Origin of the sequence: Lachnospira sp. CLA-JM-H23, assembly GCF_040096425.1 — a bacterium.
Taxonomy (GTDB): Bacteria; Bacillota; Clostridia; order Lachnospirales; family Lachnospiraceae; genus Lachnospira; species Lachnospira rogosae.
Genome location: NZ_JBBMET010000007.1, coordinates 97,938 through 123,087 on the forward strand (window position 1 = coordinate 97,938; position 25,150 = coordinate 123,087).

The following is a 25,150-nucleotide window of genomic DNA, read 5'->3' on the forward strand; positions in this document are numbered from 1 at the left end:
GATGTAAATGAAAGCAAGATTATTCGTTGTAAATAAAGATACTATTATAAATACACTGGATTCAATGGAAGTATCAGTGTTTGTTCCAGAACCCAAAGGTAAATTGAGATGGTATAAAACATTAACGGACATTATAAGTGATTTAATGCAGGTAGAAATAGGCGACTATATTTTTCTATGGGAGTCAGGTACAGAAAATATTTATGGAGTATACAGGGCTGTCTCTTTACCATTTTACAGAAAAGACGTTGGAGTAAATGCTATATTTCATATAAAAATTAGCGAAGCATATGTATTTGAAAGACCGATTAATGAATACGATGTAATTAATAATCCATATATGAAAAATAAATTGTGGAATATTATCGGAAAGAAAGTAGCAGGTAAGGCAAGAGGGTCAAGTCCGGTTACACCAGAGGAAATGCAGTTTTTAATACAATCTTTGATAGATGTCAATGATTCCCAGTATGAATTTATAAGAGAATATGACGTGATTGAAGTTGAAGACGAAATCACTTTAGATTATAACAATGAGAATAATCTAAAAGTTCCTGATAGTCTGTATGATTATGATTATGAGCCACTAAGAGTCCGAAGCGGCAATTGCATAAGATACGAAAAAGCAATTGAGTGTATATTAAATCAATTGTTCAGGGATAGAAGAAACGATAAATTGGCTGAACTTGATATAGTACGGGAAGATGTTATGTGGTATGCCAATTATCTGCCATATGGACTTGAAAGGTCTGAAATAGATTATATGGTAATGGAAAGTGTAGACGGTGTGGTTATAAACAGTATCGATGTAATAGAACTTCAACGTGATGTGATTGACCTTAATCACATAAACAGATGTTTAAAGTATTCTAAATGGGTTGCTGAATCAGTAACAAATGGAAAGAATATTGTAAGACCTGTGATTATATGTGGAGAAAACTCAAGAACTGTTAATAAAGGACTGAAAGATAAAGATATAAAATCTGCAATAAAGAGTCTGCCTGAAATTTATGGGTTTAAAGAAATAGACATATATACATATAGAATTGATGATGAAATAACATTTAATAAATATGAGGAAGAAAATGATGAATAATGCAGATTATGGTCTGAGCTTACAAAAGAAAATTTGTGAAAAATATAATTTAGATATTAATAATCAGGCAGAAGCACAGTTTAATGCTAATTATAACAGCGAGTATGATTCTGAATTAGAGAAGGTTATACCTGTTATTTTTGAGAAAGTTAACGCAGTTCCTATAAGTCTGCTTACATATACACAGGAATTGACTAAAGGAAGACAGACAACTTCACCACATAATTTTATGCTGGATAATGGCAAGACCCTTTCTATCAGAACGACAAAGAACAGTGATAAAGTCGCTCCAAGAACAGTTGGACAGGCTGGTTTTGGTATACTCAATGAATATTTTGCAGATATATATGGCAGTCAGATTAATAGTCAGGAGGATGTCAGAGTGCTTATTTATGAGCATATACATGAAATTTTGCCCGTATTTATTGATAATTTATTCCAGTCTGATTATACGGTGTTATTTTCAAGAAAGAATATATATGATGTGCAGTTGATAAAAAGTGAGGAGCTGGCTGAGTATTCATTTACAAGAGATGAATTTCGATTTACGAGAGATTTGTCTAATTGGACAGAAAGTACGACATTGAAATATCATAACAAGTCTATAGCAGAGATACAGACACATAAAGGAAGAACATTTAAGTTCAGATTTATTATATCCAGTATTCCGGAATGGTTCAGGATAGTAAAAGAAACTAATGAAACATTGGGAATGTCTGCTGAGGGTGCTGTTTGTGACTATTTTAATTTGAAAAAGCCGGAGAGTTTCCAAAAACGAGTTATGAAATCGTATGTTGAAAAATTAATGCCTGTAGTAAAGGAGACATTTAAAGAACTGCCAGCTGCAATAGAACACAGTGGTTCAACAGTAGGTGAACGTGGAGGACAAAGCAAGTGTTCGTATGATTTTGTGTTAAAAGGTAACCAGACTTTATCATTAAAAACCAATAAAGGTAAAATGGTGTGTCCTCCGGAAGTAGGACAACCGGGATCTAAGACATGTCTTTTGTATTTTAAGGAGTTTCTTAAAGAAGGAATAACAGAAGTTACCAGGGAAGCCTTTAAGAAAATGGTCTTGACACAGGTTGATAAGATTATGCCTATATATGTTGAAAATCTTTTTGATTCTGACTGGTTATTGTGGATATATGAAGTAAAGGATGCTTTTGATTATTTAGCTATATCTAAGGACGATATTACGGACTTTGAATGGGAGTTTGATAAATTTACATTTACAAAGCAAACGGTTGATGAATGGAATGAAAGTAATACTGTAAAATATAATGGAATGTCAGTTGGAGAATTTCAGGTACATAAGAATCGAAATTGTTACAAGTTCAGATTTAATATGCCTAATCTGCTTAGATTAATAAAAAAATAAGCGAAAAAAATTGACAAAGATTATTGTATTATGTAAACTAGATATAAATACATGTGAAGTGGACAAACTGATGTTCGGAGGAGATACTATAATGTCAGAATATTATACGATTCAGGATATAGCTTTAAAGACAGGAAAGAGCCAGAAGACAATTAGAAGGCATATAGCTGCAAAGAAATTAAAGGCTTCAAGAATTCAGAATAAGTGGAGAATATTGCTAGATGATTATGACAGATGGATACAGTCAGGGGATTGTGAAGAGGCTAATGATAAGGATACATTTGCAATTATGGGAAGCAATACAGCTACAGCATATAACGATGTTGTGAACTGGATTGATGTCAAAGATGAATGTACTAAAGAAGAGTATGATGGCTGGAAGCATAATGAGTTAAGAAATGGATATAATTTTGTTGATTTATTCTCAGGAGCAGGTGGATTAAGCTGTGGACTGACTATGGCAGGATTTACTCCGGTTGCATCAATTGAAATAATGCCAGAAGCTGTTGAAACATATAAGTATAATTTTGTAGGGCAGAAGAATTATAAAGAGGATGTTGAAGCAAGGGATATCAGAACCGAAGAAGCAAAGAAAGCTTTATATGAGAGTATTGGTGACAGACATATTCATTTATTGGCAGGCGGTTTCCCATGCCAGGGATTCAGTCTTGCTGGAAACAGGGTTGTAACAGATGAAAGAAACAGCCTTTATTTAGAAATGTTAAAAATAGTTGATCATATAAAGCCTGAATATATTGTAATGGAAAATGTTGAAGGTCTTAGGTCTATGCTGAACGGCAAAATAGAAGAAAAGATAATTTCAGACTATAGAGAAATAGGCTATGAAATTAATGTTACTGTGCTTAATAGTGCTGATTATGGTGTGGCACAGACAAGGCGGAGAGTTATATTTATAGGTAACAGAATTGGAGGAACTAATTACCATCCAAAACCTTTTATGGAGGAATACAAAACACTTGGTGAAGAAATACAAAGATTTATGGATATGCCAGAGAATAAATCAATAAATCATATTTTCAGCAGGCATACTGAGGATATGAAAAAGCGTATTATGAATGTACCAGAAGGTATGAGCTTATATGGCAATTATTCTGATGCGTGGAAGAAATCTCCATGGGATAAACCATCATGTACAGTTAAGGAGAACCATGGCGGGGTTAATCTTCATCCTAAGCTTCCAAGAGTGCTGACGCCGAGAGAACTTGCCGCGTTGCAGTCTTTCCCCGATGATTTTATATTTAAAGGATCTAAAAAATGGCAGCTGGTACAGATAGGCAATGCTGTACCACCATTGCTTGGAAGGGCGATAGGTGTTGCTGTAACAAAAGCATTAAAGGAAAATGATATTTAATTAATTTGAACTGTTGGGAATTAAAAGGACCTTAAGCCATTTATAAGTAGGCTTGTGTGAATATTCAGTTATTAAATAAGAATAACGGGAATAATGTAATGTAATAGTTAAAAGTACACAAAATACATATAAAATACAATAAATTATCATATATTTACTTGAAATAATAAAGACAAGGGTATATACTATTGATATAAAGATTGTTAGAGAATTAACAATCCATTCGAATCACTTATTAATGTTTTTATTTATAGGAGGTATTGGGTTATGGTACGTTTTACATTACCAAGAGATTTATATCATGGTAAAGGAGCTCTTGAAGCACTTAAGACTCTTAAAGGAAAGAAGGCTATCATCTGTGTTGGTGGTGGCTCAATGAAGCGTTTCGGATTTCTTCAGAGAGCAGAAGATTATCTTAAGGAAGCTGGAATGGAAGTTAAGTTATTCGAGGGTATCGAATCAGACCCTTCAGTTGATACAGTTATGAAGGGTGCAAAGGTTATGGAAGAATATCAGCCAGACTGGATAGTAGCTATTGGTGGTGGTTCTCCTATCGATGCAGCCAAGGCTATGTGGATTAAATATGAATATCCAGATACAACATTTGAGGATATGTGCAAGGTATTCGGCTTACCAAAGCTTCGTACGAAAGCTCATTTCTGTGCAGTCTCATCTACATCAGGTACAGCTACAGAAGTTACAGCATTCTCAGTTATAACAGATTATGAGAAAGGTATTAAATATCCATTAGCTGACTTTGAGATTACACCAGATGTAGCTATTGTTGATCCAGAGCTTGCAGAGACAATGCCTAAGAAGCTTGTAGCACATACAGGTATGGATGCTATGACACACGCCATTGAGGCATATGTATCTACAGCTAACTGCGATTATACAGATGCACTTGCACTTCATGCTATGAAGATGATTAAGGACGATCTTGTTGGTTCATATAACGAAGATATGGAAAAGAGAGATGCAATGCACAATGCACAGTGTCTTGCAGGTATGGCATTCTCTAACGCATTACTTGGTATCGTTCATTCAATGGCACATAAGACTGGTGCAGCGTTTGAAGGCGGACATATTATCCACGGTGCAGCTAATGCTATGTATCTTCCAAAGGTTATCAAGTACAATTCTAAGGATGAGACAGCAGCTAAGCGTTATGCATACATAGCTGACTTCTTAGGATTAGGCGGTGATACAACAGAAGCTAAGATTGATAACTTAATCGCAATGCTTCGTAAGATGAATGATGAGCTTAATATTCCACAGTGCATTAAGAACTATGGCGAAGGTGGTCTTCCAGCAGAACAGGGAATTGTTCCAGAAGATGAATTCCTTGCTAAGCTCCCAGAAGTAGCAGCTAATGCAATCAGCGATGCTTGTACAGGTTCTAACCCACGTCAGCCAAGTCAGGAAGAGATGGAGAAGCTCCTTAAGTGCTGCTACTATGATACAGAAGTAGATTTCTAATATTGTCAGTTTAATTTTCTTATTTTCATAATATTTAGGACAGAGTGGTGCATTATGTACCGCTCTGTTTTTTGTTAAAATATAAGTATAAAAATTCAAAAGGATGCAACAATTTATCTTAAAATGTTGCATCCTTTGAATATTTGTTCTACTCAATTACATTATTTATATCATCATATAATAATAATACTTTATAGCGAATACTAATAAAATTTATATTTGGGTAATGATAGATATGTTATAAATTAACACTCAGAAACACCGAGTCTTTATCATCTTGTATAATACCAAGATATCTTTTAGTTATTTCATAAGAAGAAGCGTAATAATAATGTATAGCATATGGCTGGTATATATCAGCTAGAATAATCAAAACAAGTATAAATCCCGGTTCATACAACTCATGTGAGTATGAGCTGGGATTTTTATTATAACATAAGCTTTGTGTTGTTCTTTAACGCATCAGAAGTTTCGAAGAAACTTCTGAGTGACTACGAAGTAGTCATATTATAGTGTCATTCGCCGTTTGTAAGTAACTTGTCAGCATCTTTCGTTCTTTCTTGCGCTAATTTTATTAAAATGCCTAAAAGTATCAAAAGTATATTGCAAAAATAATATATATGTGTGACATAATAAATAAAAGATATTATTAATAATATAAAATTAGCTATGTATTTTAATAATATGGACACAGAGAGTAAGTTTTAAAGATACAGAGGTGGATATGGAGATTAATAGAAGATTTAAAGACACGTTATTTAGAAAAGTATTTAATAACAAAAAAGATTTGCTCAGTTTGTATAATGCATTGAAAGATGGACGTTCAGACAAGCTTGTTAAATTAACAGATAAGAAAGAACTGGAAAGACTATATAAAGAATACGATATGTAGCAAAATATAAATATATCGGGCATAGTTACACGCCTATTATCCAGATTACGCAGAGGCCGGGATAACAGGCTTATTATTCGCAAATGTGTATACAATAATAATCAATTCACAAACAATTCAAACAATTTAATATAACACGCAAAAGTAAAATATAATTTAAAAATAAATTAAAAATAATCAAAAAAAGAGTTGACAAAATCATAAGTGAGTGTTAATATACAATTATAAACAAACAAGACCTTAAACATATTAATAAATCGATATAACAACATATATTAATTATATTAAAGAAGACAAGTTCAGCAGACAATATATTAATACATAGACTATATCGATACCATTCATTAAGAATGTTAATATAGATTATAAGGAATTGAGAAAGGCAGGTATAATCCAATGGAAATATAACACATACCAAGCATTATTAATAATTATATTCATTGTAGAATAGATAATTAGGTAAAGTAATGATTTGGAGGAAGAACAATTGAATAACTTAAAGTAACGGTTACTATATTACATAGAGATAATATAGTAACCGTTTTTATATGTATTTTATATGTGTTGCTTTATTTATCATATACCTTTATTTTAATAATATTTGTACTATCAGCCATTACTGAGTATTCTAATTAACTAAAAATATATAAAATAAAAAAAGGAACTGCACACTGATATTCAGTGAAACAGTTCCATATCTCATTTGTTTAATAATTATTTTGTATATCTTTCATTATATTCTTTAACTCTTTTCTGTATTCTGTCAACAGGATTAAGAAGGTCGCTGATTGAAGAGTCGTGGTTAAGTGTATCGATAAGGAGAGCCATATACTTGCTCATATCTACATTGATATACCAAGGCTTAGAAAGAAGTTCATCTGGCTGGTATACAAGATTAGTAGTAAGAATCTTATCAATGATACCTTTTTCGTAAGCTTCATCAAACTTATCGAAACCATTAGTGAAAAGACCGAATGTAGTAGCACAGAATACTCTGCTTGCACCTCTCTTCTTTAACTCAGAAGCAACATCAATCATACTTTCACCAGATGAAATCATATCATCAATAATAATAACGTCCTTGCCTTCTACATTAGTACCAAGGAATTCATGTGCAACGATAGGATTACGTCCGTTGACAATCTTAGTATAATCTCTTCTCTTATAGAACATACCCATATCAAGACCAAGTACATTGGCAAAGTATACAGCACGTCCCATACCACCCTCATCAGGGCTGATAACCATCATATGTTCGCTGTCGATGTGAAGGTCGTCAACACCAAGTAAAAGATACTTGATGAACTGATAAGTACAAGATACTGATTCAAATCCCTTAAGAGGAATTGAATTGTGTACTCTAGGGTCATGTGCATCAAATGTGATAATATTTTCAACGCCCATGGCTGTAAGTTCCTGAAGCATAAGTGCACAATCAAGAGATTCTCTTCCTGATCTTTTGTGCTGTCTGCTTTCATAAAGGAAAGGCATAATAACATTAATTCTTCTTGCCTTTCCACCTGCAGCTGCGATTACTCTCTTAAGGTCTGCATAGTGATCATCAGGTGACATATGGTTAGTTGTACCACAGAGTGAATATTCAATGCTGTAGTTGCATACGTCAACCATAATATATAAATCGTAGCCACGTATAGAATCGTTAAGGACACCCTTACCTTCTCCTGAACCGAATCTAGGTGTGCTTGCACTTACAACATAGCTGTCTCTTTTGTATCCGCTAAAAGCAAGATTAGACTGATTCTCATGTTCTCTTTGTTCTCTCCATTGTACAAGGTAATCATCAACCTTTTCGCCCATTTTAGAACAGCTCTTTAATGGTACTATTCCTAATGTTCCGTATGGAATTGTTGCAGTATGACGTTCGTCTCGTGGCATTGTATTGTCCTCCATTGTATATGATTATAAATATATTGGGATATGGGTATTATCACCCACGAATGTATGCGGAGTGCTTTGCATTACCGCATATATATTAATTCGGTTATAGAAGTAATATAAGCATTTACAACTAACTGAATAAACATACATAGTTAAATATAATCTTAATTACATTATAAGTCAATCACTTTAGCATAATTAAAATGATTAAAATGACTTCTACAACTGAAATATAATTAATGATATGAATTATCAATTCTTAAGCATCTTGGTTCGTTTAAGGTAACGTATATCAGTTCCAAATAATCTTAGAATTGTATATGAGCTTATTATTCTTGAGAATATTCTTTCTGAGTAGAAATCCTCAATCTGTGAAATTGTAAAATTTGATGATATTATCACACTTTTATTGCGGAGAAGCCTCTCATTAATTACATAAAAAAGTTTAGAATTAGTGTAAGAGTTGCTGCTTTCCGTACCAAGATCATCAATTATTAACAGGTCACATTCAAGAAAGTAATTAACATCTATACTGTTATCAAGGTTACGTCTGAAATCGCTGTTCTCAAAGCATTTAAAGAACTCAGTTGCAGTCAGGTATATCACACTGTGGTAAGTGTCTAATAATTCCTTAGCGATACAGTTGGCAAGAAATGTCTTTCCAACGCCGGTCTCGCCTGTTAATAGCAGGTTAGAGAAACTATTATCAAAGGTCTGTACAAAAGACTGGCATACATCAAGAACTTTGTGCATATTATTGTAAGGTGTGAGCCCTGTGACAGGATCGACCTGTTTCTTATCGTACCATTCAAATGAAAATGTAGAGAAATTCTCACTTGAAGTTATGTTCTTAAGGTTAGAGTCTTCATATATAAGGTCAATAGCCTTTTTCTTAAAACAAGAACAACGTGAACCATTAACATAACCGGTATCGTGGCATACCGGACATGTATAGATATCATCAAGATAATCTTTTGGTTTGCCGATTGAGGCGAGTAATTCAGCTTTTCTGGCAATCAGCTTTTTGAGTTTTAAGTTATATTCATCTAAATCCGTGTCTGATGAATCAGAAACAATACGCCTTGAAGCTTCTTTCATAGAAAGCGTGATTATCTCATTCTCAATTAAACTATATTCAGGACATTTATTAACGACTTCGTTATAGCGTTCAGTCTGTAATGCCTGATTATGTGAGCGTATATCGTCATATACACGCATAACTGAGGCATATTGGGTATTGGTAAGCGGCATAGTTTAAACCTTTCTAGTTATTGTTGCTAAGTAGTGAATTGTACCAGTCATCAGACTTCTTGTCTCTTTGCTGGAAATTGTTAAAACGGTTGTTAGCCGGCTTTGAAGAAGCTGTCTGTTTAGGCTTTATATTGTTGCCAGCGGCATATGCGGCATCGGCTTTTTTAACATCTTCTAATGAGCTTACATTGGAATTCTTCCAGTTAGCAAGTATGGTGTCGGCATATTCAAAGCTTGGCTGGTGTATAGCTTTGATTGTCCTGTTGCAGGCCTCAATTATCATATCGGTATCAAAGCAGTAAGTGTCAGCCCATTTGGCAATCATAGCCTTTTCGTGCTGTGCAGGTTCTCTGTTAGATAGGCCAAATGCTTTCATAATCTGGTATACATAATCTGTGTGGTTAGAAGTCTCCTCTTTAGCTTCGGCGATTGTATGTATATTCTTGGAAGCCCACGAAAGAGCGACTTTTTCAATGTAGTTAATGCTTTTTTTGTTGTGTTCTACACAATATTCAAAAAGATATTCAATAAGGTCAGTTGAAAGCTTCAATCCATCGTAGAAATATACAATGGAATTGGTTTCCTTAGTGGAAAGTGGACGTCCCATATACTGCTCAATAACGAACAGAAGCATTGAAAAGTTGTCATTAGCAAGAAAACCGTTAAGCTGTTCCTTTGAATAGGATACTTTTGAAGGCTCTGCTGTGTATATAACCTCGGTCTGTTTAATATCAGGCTTGGCAGCTCTCACAGTTTCAGTCTGGTATGAAGAAGTACTATTAACTGAAGCACTTTCAGCAGCTATTGGGTCAGCCATAGCATTAGCAGCTTGCCCAGTGTGCTTAATATCACGAAGTACAATGTTGGACAGGCCGTTGCCGGGACCATTAAAGGAAAGTGATATAACATCAAGGCTGTCCCAGTAACGCAGAGCTCTCATAATATCAGCTTCTGTCTGGTTAAATGTATCAGCAAGCAGGGAAATGCTTATGTTATTGCTTCGTAACGACATAAGGTGCAGAAGATAAAGGTAAACTTTTACAAATTCACCATTAGCACCAGGAACATACTCGCTGATAAAAATATTAGAAACGGATGTGTATCCTTCACTTGATTCTGTGGATAAAATTAAACTACTCATATATCTATGTTAATAAGTCTGTAAAGGCAGACTTACCCTCCTTGTTCCCACTTATTTGTGCTCATTATAGCATAGTGGATAATAAATGAAAAGCAAGCTAAAAGCAGGTGGTTATCAATGTGGATAATGTGGATAATGTGGATAACTCGTGGATAGAATTAAGAAAAGTCAGTAAATTGCTGTATTTTTAACAATGTGATTTTTCACAAAAAAATCCACATTCTTAAACCGTGCATAACGGGATAAAAATGTGGATAATGTGGATAACTTTGTTGACAAAATATAAAAATGTGTAAAAAATGGCTATTTTAGAAGTTCTTCGCCAATTTTATATACATCTCCGGCCCCCATAGTTATCAACAGGTCGCCGTTGATACAATTATTTAATAAAAATTTTTCGATGTCCTCAAAAGATTCGTAATAGTAGCAATCTTTGCCTTCTGCTTTAATAAGTTCCATAAGGTCAGCAGAACTTATGCCAAGATTATCTGTTTCTCTTGCAGGATATATTTTGGCGAGCACAATATTATCAGCAAGGCTTAATGCTTTAGCAAATTCTGGCATCAAAGCTTTGGTTCTTGAATAAGTATGTGGCTGGAATACGCACCATATTTTATTATGTGGATAATTCTTAGCTGAATTAAGGGTAGCTGTTATCTCATCAGGGTGGTGTGCATAATCATCAATTACGGTGACACCATTGAATTCGCCTTTCTTTTCAAATCTTCGGTTAGTACCTGTGAAATGCTTAAGACCGGCCTTGATATTGTCTATGCTTATGCCAAGCTTAAAGGCTGCAGCTACAGCTGAAAGTGAATTGTATACATTGTGAAGACCAGGAACTGATAATTCAATTGTTCCACTATCTTCATTATTAATAAGAAGAGTATATGAACAGCAGCCATATTTGTCGTAAGTGATATTTGTTGCACTATACATACTCTTTTCAGGGTTAGAACCAAATGTTATGACTTCACAGTCAGTATCCTTATAAAAATATTCATAATTGTCTATGTCTGAGTTGATGATAAGTGTTCCGTCAGATGGAAGCTTTTCAGTAAAAAGCTTGAACGAATGACGTATATCATCAAGGTCTTTGAAGAAATCAAGGTGGTCAGCTTTGACATTAAGTATAATATTGATAGTAGGGTTAAATGATAAGAAGCTGTTAGTGTATTCGCAGGCTTCTGTAACGAAAAGGTCAGAACGTCCAACTCTTATATTACCGCCTATGCTGTTAAGTATGCCTCCTACTGAGATTGTAGGGTCAGCATCAGCAGCAAGAAGAATTTCAGTAATCATAGAAGTTGTAGTAGTCTTACCGTGAGTACCAGCTACATTTACTGCGGTATGGTAATTCTTCATAATCTGTCCGAGAAGCTCAGCTCTTGTCAGTGTTGGGATACCAGCATCAACAGCAGCTTTAAGTTCAGGATTATCAGGGTGGATTGCGGCTGTGTATACAACAAGGTCAATGTCACCTGTGATATTGTCAGCAGACTGTGGATAAGAGATTATACATCCGTCCTGCTGTAATTCAGTTGTTAAATCTGATATATGTGCATCAGAACCGGATACGGTAAAATGACGATCAAGAAGAATCTTTGCAAGACCGCTCATGCTTATTCCGCCGATTCCGATAAAATGTACATGTATTGGAGTATTAAAATCAATTGTAAACATAGGAATTTCCTTTCTTAAACTAATTCAAGTAAGATTATATGCCTAAAAGCTTTTTTTTTCAAATTGTTTTGTTGTTAAGTACTTAAAAAATACTGATTAAGAAATTGTACGAAAAATTATCAAAAAAATGCAAAATTATTTTTACTTAATGGAAAATATATGATATAATTTATACAACTTAAGATAGTAAAATAAACATCAGAGGTGGTAGCATGATTAAAAAAGAAATGATAGCAATGCTGTTAGCCGGTGGACAGGGTAGCAGACTCGGTGTTCTGACGGCTAAGGTTGCGAAACCAGCAGTAGCATTTGGTGGTAAGTACAGAATAATAGACTTTCCATTAAGCAACTGTATTAACTCAGGAATTGATACGGTAGGTGTCCTTACACAGTATCGTCCCCTTCGTCTTAATTCCCATATAGGAATAGGTATTCCTTGGGATCTGGACCGTAATGTAGGTGGTGTAACAGTTCTTCCTCCATATGAGAAGAGTACCAATAGTGAATGGTATACAGGAACTGCTAATGCTATCTACCAGAATCTTGAATATATGGAACAGTACAATCCAGAGTATGTTCTTATATTATCTGGCGACCATATTTACAAGATGGATTATAAGATAATGTTAGATTATCACAAGGCTAATAATGCCGATATTACAATCGCAGCTATGCCTGTTCCAATTGAGGAAGCAAGCAGATTTGGTATAGTTGTTACAGATTCGGACAACAGAATAACAGAATTTGAAGAAAAGCCAGCTAATCCTAAGAGCAATCTTGCTTCAATGGGTATCTACATATTTAAGTGGAGTGTATTAAAGGACGCACTTATTAAGCTTAAGGATCAGCAGGAATGTGATTTTGGTAAGCATGTAATTCCATATTGCTTCAATAATAATAAGAGAATATTTGCATACGAATATAACAGTTATTGGAAGGATGTAGGAACATTAAGCTCATATTGGGAAGCTAATATGGAACTTATAGATATTATTCCAGTATTTAATCTTTATGAAGAATTCTGGAAGATATATACAAGAACAGATACAATTCCACCACAGTATATTGCGGATAATACATTTATAGAGAAGAGTATTATTGGTGATGGAACAGAAGTATATGGAAGAATATATAATTCAGTAATAGGTTCTGGTGTTACTATCGAAGAAGGTGCCGTAGTCAGAGATTCAATTATTATGAATAATTCTGTTATTGGTAAGAATACAATCGTTAATAAGTCAATAATTGCAGAGGAAGTTGTTATAGGTGACAACGTAGAGCTTGGTGTAGGAGAAGAAGTACCTAATGTTAAACTTCCTAAGATATATAATTCTGGACTTGTAACAATTGGTGAGTGTTCAGTTGTTCCTGATGGAGTTAAGGTTGGAAAGAACACAGCTATATCAGGTGTTACAACTGTTGAAGATTATCCAGATGGATTGTTGCCAAGCGGAGGAATTATTATTAAGGCAGGTGAAGTTGAATGAAAGCAATAGGTATAGTATTAGCAGGTGGTAATAACAGAATGATGCGCGAATTGACTAATAAGAGAGCTATTGCTTCAATGCCTGTTGCAGGAAGCTACAGAGCAATAGATTTCGCACTTAGTAATATGTCGAATTCGCATATCCAGAAGGTTGCAGTAATAACACAGTATAATGCACGCTCACTTAATGAGCATTTAAGCTCATCTAAATGGTGGGATTTTGGTAGAAAACAGGGTGGACTTTATGTGTTCACACCTACTATCACTGCTGAGAGCAGCAGCTGGTACAGAGGAACAGCAGATTCATTGTATCAGAATATAGATTTCTTAAAGTCAAGCCACGAGCCATATGTTGTAATAGCCTCTGGTGATGGAATATATAAGCTTGATTATAACAAGATTCTTCAATATCATATTGAGAAGAAGGCAGATGTTACAGTTGTCGTAAAGAAGCTTGATAACAGAGCAGATATTGGAAGATACGGAGTTGTTGCACTTACAGACGAGGGACGTATAACAGATATTGATGAGAAGCCGTTAGAGACTAATCTTTCAACAGTATCAACAGGTATCTATGTTGTAAGAAGAAGGCTTCTTATTGAACTTCTTGAGAAAGCTGCTGAAGAAGACAGATACGATTTTGTAAGGGATATTCTTGTAAGATACAGAAATATCAAGAAGATATATGGCTATATGCTTGATACATACTGGAATAATATATCATCAGTAGATTCATATTATAAGACCAATATGGACTTCTTAAAGAGAGATGTAAGAGATTACTTCTTCAAGCAGTATCCGGATATATATTCTAAGGTTGAGGATCTGCCACCAGCTAAGTATAATTATGGGGCAAATGTTTCTAACAGCCTTGTATCCTGTGGCTGTATCGTTAATGGTACAGTTGAGAATTCAGTGCTGTTCAAGAAGATATATATTGGTAATAACGCAGTTGTTAAGAATTCAATAATTATGAATAATGCTTATATAGGTGATAATGCTTATATTGAGAACTGCATAGTTGAAAGCAACAGCACTATAAAAGCTAACTCAAGATATGTTGGCGAGAATGGTGTTAAGATAGTTATTGAGGACAGCCCATCATATTATTAATGCCATTTTGATATTAAATAATTAATAAAAGCCTCCGGTGTATATAACACTGGAGGCTTTGTTAGTTATTTTTATGTGCCGGGGATGCACACTCGCACTATATTCCTTTATTACCCTTTGCTTTGCGGAATTGTGTTGGCGATAAGTGGTTGAGGTGTTTGAAGGCATCACCAAAATAGTTGCTGTTATCATAACCGCATTCAAGTGCAATCTCTGTTATGCTCATATCCGTTTCTAAAAGAAGTTGCTCAGAATGGTTAATTCTTATTGTATTGAGGTATTCCTTAAATCCAAATCCGTTAACAGCTTTAAACTTTTTAGAAAAATAAGATGGGTTCAGATGAAGCATATCAGCTATTTCATCAAGTGTAATATCTTTATTATAATTAAGCATAATATAATTCATAGCCTTTTGTACGGATACATCTGCGATGGATACAGTATCAACAAGGCTTGCAGGGGAAGCAGGCTTGTTATCACAGTACCGGCAGAGCAGTATTAACAGATTTTGCAGGTAATTCTTGTATACACAGGGTGAAAGAGCATTACTGTTCTGTCTTTCGTTAATCAGAACACTGAATATAGATAGGAATTCGTGCCTGTGATTATCCGGTATTGAGAAGAAGTGCATATAAAATGTATCTTTAAACTGTTCAAAGCCTAGTATGTCGATAAGGTCGCTTATATAATCGTCAGTGAATTCTATATAAAGGCGTTCGTGATAAGCGTTATTAAGATAAGTGGTCTTATGAAGCACGTTATCAGGAATAAACAATATTGTGCCAGCTTCCATACGGTATGTATTATCGTGTATAAACATATTGCACGAGCCATTCATAAGATAATAAAGCTCATAATATGAATGTGAATGGGCAGAGTGCATAGCATAGGCTGAATTATAAATCTGCTGTGATATTTCAAATCTTGAAGCCATAGAATACCTCTTTCGGTGTTAGGTGTGCTATAGGTAAAAAAGTTATTTTGCTAAGGAATAATAACTTTTATACTTTTAGTATCTGCATTATATGATGTTGGGGTCAAAAGCCCCCACCTATGAGCAAGCTTATGCGGGTTTAGACCCTTTGACTCTGGTATCATTATATAATAATATTACACACGATTAGCTGTAATGTAAATGAATTTATAATTATATATTAATGACAGATTATTAGTGTATACATGTACATTGTGTATATACAATTAGCTTAAAAAGTGTTATTATAAATAAAGCTATAAGTGATTTTAATGTTAAATGATTATAATAGTGAATAACTTTAAAAGAGTAATGAGGAGGTACGCATATGGGTACAGTGGTAAGACTTGAAGATTATTGCAAGTCATTCAAAAGTGCTGAGGTATTAAAGAATATTAACCTGACACTAGAGAGCGGGAAAGTTATAGGACTTAAAGGTAAGAATGGTTCAGGTAAGACAATGCTTATGAGGGCTATAAGCGGGCTTATACTTCCAACATCAGGAAAGGTATACATTAACGATAAGGAGCTTGGCAGGCACATTTCATTTCCGCCAAGTATAGGGATTTTAATTGAGAATCCTTCATTTATAAGCAATTATACAGGTTTTAAGAACCTAAAGATACTTGCATCTATCCAGAACCGTATTAGTGATGATGAGATAAGAGATGCTATAAGAAAGGTCGGACTTGACCCGGACGATAAGAGAACATTTAAGAAATATTCATTAGGAATGAAGCAGAGATTAGGAATTGCGGCGGCTATAATGGAACGCCCTGATATAGTTATTCTTGATGAGCCTATCAATGCACTTGATGAGGCAGGAGCAGGACTTATAAAGGGACTTTTAGATGAGCTTAAAGCCAATGGTTCACTTATAATAATTGCGTGCCACGACACAGAAGAACTTAACTATCTTTCAGATGAGATATACGAAATCTATGACGGCGAAATCACAGGTCATATAGAACACCCAGACGAAAAAGTATCTTAATGAAATAACTGCCATCAGTCTACTAACCTGATGGCAGTTTATTTTTCCAGCACACCTGATAATACACCCAATAATATATTCAATAATACATTGAATAACCTCCCCAAAATCTGTACAATATAAAATAATTATAAATCCCCACCAAAGGAAGGAACAAAATATGTATATAATAGCAGGATTAGGCAACCCAGGAGCACAATACGCAGGAACAAGACACAATGTTGGTTTCGCCTGCATAGATGAACTTGCCGACCAATATAATATAAGTGTAGACACATCTAAACATAAAGGCCTTATAGGAAAAGGTGTTATAGAAGGACAGAAAGTAATTCTTGTAAAGCCTATGACTTATATGAATAATTCAGGCGAGTGTATAAGAGAAGTTATGGATTATTACAAGGCAGATATAGATGATTTAATTGTTATATTTGATGATATAAGCCTTGAACCGGGAAGGTTAAGACTCCGTCCAAAGGGAAGTGCAGGCGGACACAATGGAATTAAGAGCATAATTGCACACCTTGGAAGTGACCAGTTTAAGAGAGTTAAATTCGGAGTTGGGGATAAGCCAAAGGGCTGGGATCTTGCTGACTGGGTTCTTGGAAGATTTCCGGAGGAACTTTATCCAGCTTTAAGAGAGGGAACTAAGAGAGCCTGTGAGGCAGTAGAGTGCATAATGACAGAAGGTATTGAAAGTGGAATGAATAAATTCAATGGATAAGGAGCAGATATTTTGAACACATTTTTTGACCCTGTAAATAATACGGCGGCAGTTGAACAATTAAATAAAGAGCTTGGCAAAGACGGCGGAAGAACTGTGCTTATAAGCGGCTGTATTGATACACAGAAGGTGCACATATCAAGTGCAATAGCATCAGGATATAAGTATATGCTTATTGTTACAAGTGATGAAGCAAAAGCAAGAAAAATGTGTGATGATGCTTCATTTTTTAATAAAGAAGCAATATACTATCCAGCCAAGGATGCCATATTCTATAGTGCGGACGTACACGGCAACCAGATTACAGGCGAGAGATTAAGATGTATAAGCCGTATAATCAACCATAGCAGTACGGGCGAGGGAGTGCTTACAGTTGTTACAACTATGGACGGAATTGCAGACAGGCTCATACCTGTCGAAAGATTTAAGGAGGCAGTTATAACCCTTGATTATTCCAGCGAAATAGAACCAGAGAAGCTGGCAAAGAAGCTGGTGGCTATGGGCTTTGTGCGTACTGGAATGGTGGAGGACAAGGGACAGTTTGCAATACGTGGTGGAATTATAGATATTTTCTCATACACAGATGAAGCACCGGTTAGAATTGAGCTGTGGGATACGGAAGTTGATTCTATAAGAATGTTCGATGTTGAGAGCCAGAGGTCGATTGAAAGGCTCCAAAGCTACAGCATTTTCCCGGCTACTGAATATATATTTACAGAAGATGAGTTAAAAAATGGTCTGTACAATATTAAGAAAGAGTGCGACAGGCAGCTAGAGTGTTTTGATTATGGTAAGAGAAAGCGTACAAAGGAGCAGATTGAGGCCGGTAATAATCTTAACAAGCTTGTTGCAGATGTCGAGCGTACCGGTAATTATGAGAAGTTCACAGATACAATTGTGGCAGATACAGTTGGACTGGCAGAGTATTTTCCAGAGGAGAATACTCTTGTTGTGTTAGACGAGCCTAACAGGCTGAAAGAATGTAATGAGCTGACATTGTATGAATACAACGAGAGTATGAAGAACCGTCTTGCTGCAGGTTATGTGCTTCCAAGCCAGACTAATAAGGTCAAGGCTATGAATGAGATTATCAGTGATTTAAGGAATAATAAAAAGCTTATATTAACGACACTTGATTATAAGCCTGAGGGCTTTGAGATAGATTATTCTATGTACATCACGGCAAGAAGCATAAGCTCATATAATAACAGTTTTGAGTATCTGGCTAAGGATTTGGAAAAGTACAAGAAAAATGGATATACAACAATACTTGTATGCAGTTCAAGAACGAGGGCATTAAGAATAGTTGATGATCTGGGAAAGCTTGGAATTGCCAGCTTTTACAGCGAGGATTTTAATAAGGATTACGGAAGCGGGCTTATTATAGTGACATATGGGAGCCTGCATAAAGGCTTTGAGTATCCTGTTCTTTCATTTGTTGTTATTGCAGAGAATGATATATTCAGTGCAAGAAAGATGAAGAAGCTTAAGAAGAAAAAGCACGATGGAAAGAACATTGCCAGCTTTAACGAACTTAATATAGGTGATTATGTTGTGCACGAGAGCCACGGACTTGGTGTATACAAGGGAATAGAAAAGATACAGGTAGAAGGTGTTGAGAAGGATTATATTAAGATTGCGTATGCGAATAACGGCAATCTATATGTGCTTGCAACACAGCTTGACCGTCTGCAGAAGTACGCTAATCAGGATACGGAGAAAAAGCCTAAGCTTAACAGTCTTGGTGGTGTTGAGTGGAAGAAGACAAAAGCCAAGGTTACAGGGGCAGTTGAGGAAGTGGCTAAAGAGCTTGTAAGGCTTTATGCGATAAGGCAGAAGGTTGAGGGCTACAGATTTTCACAGGATACTGTATGGCAGAAGGAATTTGAGGAAATGTTTCCTTATGAGGAGACGGATGATCAGCTTAATGCCATTGAGGATACCAAGAAGGATATGGAAAGCGGCAGGGTTATGGACAGACTTATATGCGGCGATGTCGGCTATGGAAAGACAGAAGTTGCAATACGAGCTGCATTTAAGGCTGTTCAGGACGGCAAGCAGGTGGCTTACCTTGTTCCTACAACGGTGCTTGCAAGCCAGCATTTTTCAACATTTGAGGAGAGAATGAAAGGCTTTCCTGTTAATGTCGGTCAGTTGTCAAGCTTCAGGACAAGTGCACAGAATAAAAAGACGATTGAAGGGCTTAAGAATGGCACGATAGATGTTGTTATAGGAACGCACCGTGTATTGTCAAAGGATGTGCAGTTTAAGGATCTGGGACTGCTTATTATTGATGAGGAACAGCGTTTTGGTGTTGCACATAAAGAAAAGATTAAAGAATTAAAGAACAACATAGACGTTCTTACATTAAGTGCAACTCCTATTCCAAGAACACTTCATATGAGCCTTGTCGGTATTAGGGATATGAGTGTTCTTGAAGAGCCGCCGGTGGACAGACATCCGATACAGACATTTGTTACAGAACATAATGATGAGATGATAAGAGAGGCGGTTACAAGAGAACTTGCACGAAATGGACAGGTGTATTATGTATACAACAAGGTAAGGGACATTGAGGAACGTGCTGAGTATATACAAAATCTTGTTCCTGATGCGGTTGTTGCGTATGCACATGGACAGATGGATAAGCGTATGCTTGAAAAGATTATGTATGAGTTCGTCAATGGAGAGATAGATGTTCTTGTATCTACGACAATTATAGAAACAGGTATGGATATACCTAACTGTAACACTATGATTATAGAAAATGCTGACCAGTTCGGGCTTTCCCAGCTTTACCAGTTAAGGGGAAGAGTTGGACGAAGTACAAGAACGTCATATGCTTTTCTTATGTACAAAAGGGATAAGATGATATCCGAGGTTGCAGAGAAGAGATTAAGTGCTATAAAGGAATTCTCTGACCTTGGTTCGGGCTTTAAGATTGCTATGAAAGACCTTGAGATAAGAGGTGCAGGAAATGTGCTTGGAAAGAGCCAGCACGGGCATATGGCGGCAGTAGGTTATGACTTGTATTGTAAAATGCTTAATCAGGCAGTCAATAACTTAAAGGGCATAAAGAACGAATACAGTTTTGAGACTACTGTTGATCTGGAAGTTGATGCATATATTCCAGCTTCATATATTAAGAGCGAATACCAGAAATTAGATATCTATAAAAGGATTGCAGCACTTGAAACGAGGGAAGAATTGTCAGATATGAAAGATGAACTCTCAGACAGATATGGAAGTATTCCTTCGTGTGCTTCTAATCTTTTGATGGTAGCACTTATAAAGAGCAAGGCACATAAGATAGGAATTATGGAGATTAAGGGCGAAACTGCCGCTAATCCGGCAGGAGGTGCATCTAACTGGAGAACAGTTATGAATATATATCCTAAGGCTGATATAGATTCTGATGCAATTCCTAAACTTCTTGAAAGCTTCGGTGGGGCTTTGGATTTTAAAGTAAATGGAGTGCCACATTTTATATGGACAGTTACTAAAAGAAAATTTACAAGCCAGAAAGAATACCTTAACGGACTTTTAGATATGATGGATATTATGGAAGATGCAATTAGTACTTTACAAAATTAAATATAGTGGTATAATAATGACAATTTAGCACTTTAAAGTGTAACGCTTTAAAGTATAATAAAGCGTGTGCAGAAGCATATCAGGCATATGCAATCTTTTCCTGCACACTGATACTAGATTGAGAACACCCGGTGCGCGAATTATTTTCTTAGCTTTTACCGGGAAAGAATGGAGGATTACTATGGAACAGAAAGGCGAGTTAGTATCATTCAGACCAGATATTAAGGTCGTTGATTGTACACTTAGAGATGGAGGTCTTGTTAACAATTTTGAATTCAGCGAAGATTTTGTGCGCGATTTGTATAAGGCAAATGTAGCCGCAGGCGTTGATTATATGGAATTTGGATATAAGGCATCAAAGGAAGTCTTTAAGGTTGAGGATTACGGCAAGTGGAAGTTCTGCGATGAGAAAGATATAAGAGCTATCGTTGGTGATAATGATACAGACTTAAAGATTTCTGTTATGGCAGACGTAGGAAGAACTGATTACAAGAAGGATATAATTCCTAAGTCTGAAAGTGTTATAGATATGGTAAGGGTAGCTACATATATTAATACTATACCTGCGGCTATAGAGATGATTAATTACTGTGCAGATATGGGATATGAAGTTACTATTAATATTATGGCTATCTCTACAGCAAGTGAGAATGAGTTAGACCTTGCACTTGAACTTCTTGCTGCACAGAGCAAGGCAAGCGTAATCTACCTTGTAGACAGCTACGGTTCACTTTATCCTGAACAGATAAGAAGACTTGCAGATAAATATATCAGGATTGCTGAGAAATACGGAAAGAGAGTTGGTATACATGCACACAATAACCAGCAGCTTGCATTTGCCAATACTATTGAGGCGTGCACAATAGGTGTAAGCTATCTTGATGTTACAATGAGCGGAATGGGCAGAGGTGCAGGCAACTGTTATACAGAGCTTCTTATGGGCTTCTTAAGAAATCCAAAGTACAGAATTTCACCAGTTCTTAAGTTCATTGAAAATCATATGGTTCCACTTAAGAAAGCCGGAGTTGTATGGGGGTGTGACGTCCAGTATATGATTACAGGAAATGCTAACCAGCACCCAAGAACAGCAATCGCATTCACAGGAGAAGGCAGAACAGACTACGACAACTTCTACACACAGATTACAAGCTATGAATGATCGCGAAAGCAATGAGCCGTGCCAGACATAATGTAAAGACACAGTTGTGCTTGCACAAAATTGTGGCTTTGCATTATGTCTGATAGGGCGAACGCCCGCGTGTCCAGTGCGGCGAAGCGGCGCTGGACTAATAGCGCGGCTCAAAAAGCTGTAAAATACATAAAAAATATACTTGTGAAATTATTAGATAGGCAAAATTTATTGACTTATATAAAATGTGGGTATAAAATATCCCTAATTTAATTAATCGATGGGATCCATTATAGTAAACACCAAAGAAAGAGTGTTATGCCAAGGGGTCAGCGTATTTACTGGTTGTCAGCGGTGTTGTAAGGACATTTTACAGCAAAGCAGACATTTATGGCTGGTATTGTAGAAGCTCCTGACAGTAAGGTGAGTAGACTGTCGAATACGAAAGGAAGTATAAAGTTATGGCAAAGAAAGATATTGATTGGTCTAATTTAGGATTTGGCTATGTAAAGACTGATAAGAGATTCGTAGCTAATTATAAGAATGGAGCATGGGATAATGGTGTTATCACAGATGATGATAAAGTCGTTATCAGCGAATGTGCTGGTGTATTACAGTATTCACAGTCATGTTTTGAAGGTATGAAGGCATACACAACAGAGAATGGTCACACAGTTATTTTCAGACCAGATATGAACGCAAGCAGAATGGCAGATTCTTGTAGAAGACTTGAAATGCCAGTATTCCCAGAAGATAAGTTCGTAGAAGCTATTGCTGAAACAGTAAGAGCTAATGAGGACTGGGTACCACCTTATGGTTCAGGTGCATCACTTTATATCCGTCCATATATGTTCGGAAGCAATCCAGTTATAGGTGTTAAGCCTGCTGATGAATATCAGTTCAGAGTATTTACAACACCTGTTGGACCATACTTCAAGGGCGGTGCTAAGCCACTTACAATCAAGGTTTCAGATTTTGATAGAGCAGCACCACACGGAACAGGTCATATCAAGGCTGGTCTTAACTATGCAATGAGCCTTCACGCAATCGTAACAGCTCACGCAGAAGGATATGCTGAGAATATGTATCTTGACCCAGCTACAAGAACTAAGGTTGAAGAGACAGGCGGAGCTAACTTCCTCTTTGTTACTAAGGACGGCAAGGTTGTAACACCTAAGTCAGATAGTATCTTACCATCTATCACAAGACGTTCATTAGTACACGTTGCTAAGGAATACCTTGGACTTGAAGTTGAAGAAAGAGAAGTTCTCTTTGATGAAGTTAAGGACTTTGCTGAATGTGGTCTTTGCGGTACAGCAGCAGTTATCTCTCCTGTAGGAAAGATAGTTGATCACGGCAAGGAAATCTGCTTACCAAGTGGTATGGACGAGATGGGACCAGTAACTAAGAAGTTATACGAAACACTCACAGGTATCCAGATGGGCAGAATCGAAGCTCCTAAGGGCTGGATTTATACAGTAGATTAATATAACAGATTATATTAAAGTATTAAGAAATTATTTTATTCGGTCAGAATGTACAATATGCGTTCTGACCGAATTTGTTGGTTATGGAGTAATGATTTATGTTGTTTAGTGGTAAAGATTTAAGAAAATTGATAGTACCCCTTATGTTTGAACAGCTTCTTGCAGTGCTTGTCGGACTTGTTGATACGCTTATGGTATCCCAGTCAGGAGAAGCGGCAGTTGCAGGGGTAGCTCTTGTAGATAATATTAACAGGCTCATAATTCAGGTTATGTCAGCCCTTGCGACTGGCGGCGCAGTTGTGTGCAGCCAGTATGTTGGAAAAGGAAAAGATGACGAATCAAAAAAATCAGGTGCACAGCTTGAAATGGTTCTGCTTATATTTTCTATAATAATGACACTTATTTCAGTTACCTGCACAAGGCCGCTTCTTAAGGTGATATTCGGTTCCGTTGAACAGTCAGTTATGGACTGTGCGGTGCTTTATTTTGTTATAACTGCCCTTTCGTATCCATTTCTTGGACTTTATAACGCCGGTGCGGCAATATTCAGAAGTGTCGGTAACAGCAAGGTTAGTATGAATATAAGTATTCTTATGAACGTGATAAATGTCGCAGGCAACGCAATATTTGTATTTGTGTTCAAATGGAGTGTTGCGGGAGTTGCACTTTCAACAGCGTTAAGCCGTGTTGCGGCAGGCGTTGTAATGTCGGTGCTTGTATGCGGACAGACCAATCCGATAAGGATAGCGCATATCAAAGATTTTATTCCAGATTGGAAATATATAAGCAAAATACTTACAATCGGAATTCCATCAGGCATAGAAAATGGTATGTTCCAGATAGGAAAGCTTATGGTTGTAAGTATGGTTGCAACATTTGGAACAGCATCTACAGCCGCTAATTCGGTTGGCTATACAGTTATCGATTTTGCAAATATTCCGGCTTCATCTATGGGACTTGCGCTTATCACAGTTGTTGGACAGTGCATAGGTGCAGGGGAAAAAGAGCAGGCAAAAATGTATACTAAAAAGGTACTTAAATATGCGTATTTCGGCGACTGGATATGTAATATTCCATTATTCTTCTTAGCACCAATTATTGCTTCGTGGTTTAACTTATCAGGTGAGGCAACACAGATTACAGTAATGATTTTAAGGTGCTTTAATGTGGTTTCATTATTTATATGGCCGCTTTCATTTACATTATCCAACCCATTAAGAGCGGCGGGAGATGTAAAATTTACAATGACAGCAAGTATTATCTCGATGTGGCTGTTCAGGGTCGGAAGCAGCTACGTCCTTGGCGTAATGCTTGGAATGGGAGTTCTTGGCGTATGGATAGGAATGTTCATTGACTGGGCAGCAAGGTCTGTGTGTTTTGTTGTAAGATTTGTCAGTGGAAAATGGCTTAAGAGAGGGTCACTGGCGTAATTATGTAATTAATAGGCGTTTGCGAAACTCAG

General features: G+C 36.3%; 17 protein-coding genes and 1 pseudogene. 13 read left to right on the forward strand and 5 right to left on the reverse strand.

Going from position 1 to position 25,150, the window contains the following annotated elements; all coding sequences use genetic code 11:
- Positions 1 to 7 precede the first annotated feature (7 nt).
- The 5 genes from WMO42_RS10110 (at position 8) to WMO42_RS10130 (ending at position 6,217) form a co-directional block, all read left to right on the forward strand.
- On the forward strand, positions 8 to 1,093 hold the full coding sequence (locus WMO42_RS10110; protein ID WP_349192203.1) for a hypothetical protein: 1,086 nt from the start codon (positions 8 to 10) through the stop codon (positions 1,091 to 1,093).
- The gene (locus tag WMO42_RS10115; RefSeq protein WP_349192204.1) at positions 1,083 to 2,474 is read left to right on the forward strand and encodes a hypothetical protein; all 1,392 of its coding nucleotides are present in this window, start codon (positions 1,083 to 1,085) and stop codon (positions 2,472 to 2,474) included. The genes WMO42_RS10110 and WMO42_RS10115 overlap by 11 nt, the downstream gene beginning before the upstream one ends.
- A 91-nt stretch (positions 2,475 to 2,565) precedes the next feature.
- Complete coding sequence (locus WMO42_RS10120) at positions 2,566 to 3,846, forward strand: DNA cytosine methyltransferase (protein ID WP_090140346.1); 1,281 nt, start codon at positions 2,566 to 2,568, stop codon at positions 3,844 to 3,846.
- Positions 3,847 to 4,113: 267 nt separating this feature from the next.
- Positions 4,114 to 5,325, forward strand: coding sequence for an iron-containing alcohol dehydrogenase (locus WMO42_RS10125; RefSeq protein WP_022502522.1), 1,212 nt, complete (start codon positions 4,114 to 4,116; stop codon positions 5,323 to 5,325).
- A gap of 724 nt (positions 5,326 to 6,049) precedes the next feature.
- Entirely contained in the window at positions 6,050 to 6,217 is a 168-nt protein-coding gene (locus WMO42_RS10130; protein WP_022502521.1) for a hypothetical protein, read from the forward strand.
- 714 nt (positions 6,218 to 6,931) lie between these two features.
- Here WMO42_RS10130 and WMO42_RS10135 read toward each other — a convergent pair.
- From WMO42_RS10135 to murC, 4 genes are all read right to left on the reverse strand, one after another.
- Positions 6,932 to 8,113, reverse strand: coding sequence for a ribose-phosphate pyrophosphokinase (locus WMO42_RS10135; protein WP_022502520.1), 1,182 nt, complete (start codon positions 8,111 to 8,113; stop codon positions 6,932 to 6,934).
- 255 nt (positions 8,114 to 8,368) lie between these two features.
- Positions 8,369 to 9,367, reverse strand: coding sequence for an ATP-binding protein (locus WMO42_RS10140; protein WP_022502519.1), 999 nt, complete (start codon positions 9,365 to 9,367; stop codon positions 8,369 to 8,371).
- Positions 9,368 to 9,380: 13 nt separating this feature from the next.
- A complete protein-coding gene (locus WMO42_RS10145; protein WP_055177435.1) occupies positions 9,381 to 10,508 on the reverse strand; it encodes a DnaD domain protein in 1,128 nt (375 codons plus the stop codon).
- A 303-nt stretch (positions 10,509 to 10,811) separates the two neighbouring features.
- Positions 10,812 to 12,191 carry a UDP-N-acetylmuramate--L-alanine ligase gene (murC, locus tag WMO42_RS10150; protein ID WP_349192205.1) on the reverse strand — a complete coding sequence of 460 codons (1,380 nt, stop codon included), beginning with the start codon at positions 12,189 to 12,191 and terminating at the stop codon, positions 10,812 to 10,814.
- A gap of 212 nt (positions 12,192 to 12,403) precedes the next feature.
- On the opposite strand from murC, the gene WMO42_RS10155 reads away from it, so the two are divergent.
- Together WMO42_RS10155 and glgD are read left to right on the forward strand one after the other, a co-directional pair.
- Positions 12,404 to 13,678 (forward strand): glucose-1-phosphate adenylyltransferase, encoded by a 1,275-nt coding sequence (locus WMO42_RS10155; protein WP_055177438.1) that lies wholly within the window; start codon positions 12,404 to 12,406, stop codon positions 13,676 to 13,678.
- Complete coding sequence (gene glgD, locus WMO42_RS10160) at positions 13,675 to 14,790, forward strand: glucose-1-phosphate adenylyltransferase subunit GlgD (RefSeq protein WP_022502515.1); 1,116 nt, start codon at positions 13,675 to 13,677, stop codon at positions 14,788 to 14,790. The genes WMO42_RS10155 and glgD overlap by 4 nt, the downstream gene beginning before the upstream one ends.
- A 97-nt stretch (positions 14,791 to 14,887) precedes the next feature.
- Here the strand turns inward: glgD and WMO42_RS10165 are convergent, their stop codons facing one another.
- Entirely contained in the window at positions 14,888 to 15,724 is an 837-nt protein-coding gene (locus WMO42_RS10165; RefSeq protein WP_022502514.1) for an AraC family transcriptional regulator, read from the reverse strand.
- Positions 15,725 to 16,091: 367 nt separating this feature from the next.
- Here WMO42_RS10165 and WMO42_RS10170 point away from each other — a divergent pair, with 367 nt between their 5' ends.
- The 6 genes and pseudogenes from WMO42_RS10170 (at position 16,092) to WMO42_RS10195 (ending at position 25,118) form a co-directional block, all read left to right on the forward strand.
- Positions 16,092 to 16,757, forward strand: a complete 666-nt coding sequence (locus WMO42_RS10170) for an ABC transporter ATP-binding protein (protein WP_022502513.1) — start codon at positions 16,092 to 16,094, stop codon at positions 16,755 to 16,757.
- Between the two features lie 160 nt (positions 16,758 to 16,917).
- Positions 16,918 to 17,478, forward strand: coding sequence for an aminoacyl-tRNA hydrolase (gene pth / locus WMO42_RS10175; protein WP_022502512.1), 561 nt, complete (start codon positions 16,918 to 16,920; stop codon positions 17,476 to 17,478).
- A gap of 12 nt (positions 17,479 to 17,490) precedes the next feature.
- Entirely contained in the window at positions 17,491 to 21,072 is a 3,582-nt protein-coding gene (mfd, locus tag WMO42_RS10180; protein ID WP_349192206.1) for a transcription-repair coupling factor, read from the forward strand.
- Between the two features lie 181 nt (positions 21,073 to 21,253).
- Positions 21,254 to 22,231: an aldolase catalytic domain-containing protein gene (locus WMO42_RS10185; protein WP_022502510.1), complete on the forward strand. Its 978-nt coding sequence runs from the start codon at positions 21,254 to 21,256 to the stop codon at positions 22,229 to 22,231.
- A 425-nt stretch (positions 22,232 to 22,656) separates the two neighbouring features.
- Positions 22,657 to 23,688 (forward strand): annotated as a pseudogene (locus WMO42_RS10190) (branched-chain amino acid aminotransferase); the annotation flags it as partial.
- Between the two features lie 98 nt (positions 23,689 to 23,786).
- Positions 23,787 to 25,118, forward strand: a complete 1,332-nt coding sequence (locus tag WMO42_RS10195; RefSeq protein ID WP_349192208.1) for an MATE family efflux transporter — start codon at positions 23,787 to 23,789, stop codon at positions 25,116 to 25,118.
- The last annotated feature ends 32 nt before the right edge of the window (positions 25,119 to 25,150 follow it).